At 43.8% G+C, this 3,185-nt stretch carries 3 protein-coding genes and 1 tRNA gene; all 4 read right to left on the bottom strand.

Going from position 1 to position 3,185, the window contains the following annotated elements; all coding sequences use genetic code 11:
- Positions 1-331: 331 nt before the first annotated feature.
- A tRNA-Ala gene (locus ACUVJL_RS07605) sits at positions 332-405 on the bottom strand.
- Between the two features lie 281 nt (positions 406-686).
- Positions 687-1,442 (bottom strand): SDR family oxidoreductase, encoded by a 756-nt coding sequence (locus tag ACUVJL_RS07600; RefSeq protein WP_445245295.1) that lies wholly within the window; start codon positions 1,440-1,442, stop codon positions 687-689.
- Entirely contained in the window at positions 1,442-1,879 is a 438-nt protein-coding gene (locus ACUVJL_RS07595) for an SDR family NAD(P)-dependent oxidoreductase (protein ID WP_445245294.1), read from the bottom strand. The genes ACUVJL_RS07600 and ACUVJL_RS07595 overlap by 1 nt, the downstream gene beginning before the upstream one ends.
- 27 nt (positions 1,880-1,906) lie before the next feature.
- Positions 1,907-3,037, bottom strand: coding sequence for a pentapeptide repeat-containing protein (locus ACUVJL_RS07590; protein ID WP_445245293.1), 1,131 nt, complete (start codon positions 3,035-3,037; stop codon positions 1,907-1,909).
- Positions 3,038-3,185 lie beyond the last annotated feature (148 nt).

The following is a 3,185-nucleotide window of genomic DNA, read 5'->3' as shown; positions in this document are numbered from 1 at the left end:
AATCCCCTCGCGGGGTGGAGGGGTATGGTTGCCCCAAGGCGTGAGGTATGGTTGCCTCAAACTCCCATTTCTGGGGTAGAAGAGACGACCTGCCAGGTCGTCTGTACTTCGCCAATGTTTAGTGAGCTTGCGCCGGCTAGCAACACTGTCGAGCGTGACCTTAAGACTGTTTAGTTGCAAGCGATAGAGCGGAGAACTAGCTTCGCATTCTCCGGTATCGTGACTCAAAAAACGTAGTCAATAAAGACTTAGGCTGGTCAGGATGACTTGTTAGATTTCTCTTTCAAGCCTCATGCCTTTAGGCTGAGGTTCCTGACTTAAACTACGTTGCTGGTGGCAGCGAACCGAATCAAACGGTTGTCTCTCGCCTGCTGAGCGACCGCTTTACCATTAAGCTACACTGCCCCATTTTATTATACATTTTCCATGCAAAATTTTGACATCAAACCCAATATTAATTTTAAATTATATATCTCGCTTGTAGCTCAGTCTCGCTCCCCCCCCCTGATTCTTGCCGCCTACTCCCCCTTACTAAGGGGGATGCAAGAACTCTCTTTCGTCCCCCTTATTAAGGGGGATGCGAGGCGATCGAGACTTAGATATAAGCGAGAGTATGAAAGGAATTTAGTCTTAAGTTGATACCAATGGTGGAAAGTGGAAATATCCATAAAAATATTAAATGACTGTTACCACTGCGACTCAGCATAATCTTTAAATAATTTACCATAAAAATAGCGTCTTTCATTTACTCCAGAATAAATTGGATCGCAAATGCGCGCGGCGGCATCGACAGCATCAAAGGGAGGTTGTACGCCGCGTTGCTGCATTGCTAAAACTTGAGGGTAAGGGTGCTGAAAACTAATCCATCCCGGATCGACAGCATTCATAAAAATTTTGTGTTTGGCATACTCTGAAGCGCAGGTGCGAGTCATCATGTTCAACGATGCTTTTGCCATATTTGTATGCGGATGTCGCCAAGGTTTGTCACTGTTAAATTGCCCTTCTTTTGAAGAAACATTGACAATATATTTGCCAGCTTCAGGAAATTTTTTCATCAGCCGTTTGAGCCTGCTGTTAAGCGCAAAAGGAGCGATCGCATTAATAACGTGAACTTCCAACATTTCCAAAATGCTCACCTCATCATCCTTCATCAGCCAACTGTTGAAAGAGCGCAAATCCACTTGTTGTCCGTCGCGATCGTACATTCCGGGCGGAAACAAACTAAAATCAGATGAATGTGATAATTGATTCTCTCGATCCAAGTTAAAAACCGTGGGGATTTCACTGTTGCGATTTGGAACAGAGTCTGTGAGAGATTTGGGGATATCCTCAGAAATATTGTCTGTCAAAAAGTGCGTTAGCGAAGCCCTCGAAGAGGATCGCGCCAATAGCGGCTGAATCTCAGCAGGCAAAGCCTCCAAAGGCAGAGATTCAAAATCCATCAAATGCTGGTAAAATTCAGGGGGCGGCGAATTGTTTGAGCCGCATTATTGATAATAATGTCAATTCGCGGATAGCAGCAGACGAGGTGTTCTGCAAATCGCTCAACGCCCGCAATATACCGCAAATCTAACTCATAAACTTGCAGGCGATCGCACCACTGGGCAAAATCCGCTTCTTTAGCATATCTCCTAGCAGCATCCCGAGCAAAACGAGTAGTACAAATTACAGCAGCACCAGCTCTCAACAACCTCAAAGTTACAGCATACCCAATTTTCACTCTCGCTCCCGTCACCAAAGCAAATAACCCATGCAAATTAGGAGTTTGGTTGCGTTTGGTCAAATTAAGTTCGCCGCACTTCAAACACAAACCCCGGTAAAAAAAATGTTGCTCTTGAAAACTCTCCTTGCAAACAAAACAGCGCTGCAGTTTATTCATTTTCAATTTTTATGGCTGTAAAGAATATCAAATCCAGCTACATCCGCTGCAATTAGCCTCCGCAAAAATCCCCCGATTATCGATATTAGCTTTTTTCATAATAGACCAGCTCAAATTAGCTCCCTTAAAATTAGCTCCGCTGAGATATGCGTTCAAGAAATTTGCTCTTTTCACAACAGCATCGCTCAGATTAGCACCAGCCAAAGTAGCTTTATTAAAATCAGCATCGCAAAGGTTGGCTCCAGTAAGATATGCTTGAAAAAAATCAGTATTTGTCAAATCCGTTCTCTCTAAATTAGCACCGCGCAAATTAGCTCCCATAAAACAAGCTCCTGCAAATTTACTCCACCGCAAATTAGCTCCTGCCAAAACCAACCCTTTAAAATTCCCGCCGTTAAAATTAGATCTAATTAGTTTAATCCCTGCCAGATTTGCTCTGGCAAAATTCACGCCGCCCAGGTTAGCCCCACTCAAATCCGCCCCGCTCAAATCAGCACCCGTCAAATCTGCCCCGCTCAAATCCGCCCCGCAGAGTTTAGCTTTTTTCAAAATGCTTTGAGATAAATTAGCATCGCGAAAATTCACCGAGCGGAGGTTGGCTAAACTGAGATTAGCTGCTTGCAAATCAGCGCCGCTGAGATTAGAGCGGCTCAGGTTAGCTTCGGTCAAATCAGCATTTTTGAGATTAGTTACTGCCAAGTTACTTTTAAATATTTTTGCGCCTCGCAGGTTGGCAGATGCAAAGTTCGCTCCTACTAAGTTTGACTCTCTCAGGTTGGCTTTTGCCAAATTAACTCCGCTAAAATCTCCCCAACTCAACTCTACAAAGCCACCCAATAAAAGTAGATTTTGCACTCTCCATTTATTCCAAATCGACGCATCTTTTTTGAGCAAACTTATTTGTTCTTCCCTGGCCAATATTGCAGCAGCAGTAGCTCGCACCCGCTCGTCAGCATCGTCCAAAACAGCAGTTACTGCTTCTAAACCTGCATCTCCGTATTTTATGGCATCTGCAAGTGCTGCCAGCCTTGCTTCAGCCGAGGGGCTTGCTAAACGCTGCTTGACTCGTGCTATGCCGCCCAAGACAGCAGCATGAATTAAAGGTGGATTTTTACCGCCCAAAACTGCATCGTATTCTTTGGGTTCATTTGCTGGCATTTGTTATTTGTTACGAATGACTGTTGACTAATGACTAATGACTAATGACTAATGACTAATGACTAATGACTAATGACTAATGACTAATGACTAATGACTAATGACTAATGACTAATGACTAATGACTAATGACTAATGACTAATGACT

It is taken from the genome of Microcoleus sp. OTE_8_concoct_300 (genome assembly GCF_031383065.1).
In the GTDB taxonomy this organism is placed as follows: Bacteria; Cyanobacteriota; Cyanobacteriia; order Cyanobacteriales; family Microcoleaceae; genus Microcoleus.
Note: the sequence above shows the minus strand (reverse complement) of the source record. Positions and strands in the feature narration are given on the sequence as shown.

What these genes read in the sequence shown, in the direction of transcription:
- ACUVJL_RS07595 (WP_445245294.1), bottom strand. Translation starts at nt 1,879, where the DNA reads ATGAATAAACTGCAGCGCTGTTTTGTTTGCAAGGAGAGTTTTCAAGAG.
- ACUVJL_RS07590 (WP_445245293.1), bottom strand. Translation starts at nt 3,037, where the DNA reads ATGCCAGCAAATGAACCCAAAGAATACGATGCAGTTTTGGGCGGTAAA.
- ACUVJL_RS07600 (WP_445245295.1), bottom strand. Translation starts at nt 1,442, where the DNA reads ATGGATTTTGAATCTCTGCCTTTGGAGGCTTTGCCTGCTGAGATTCAG.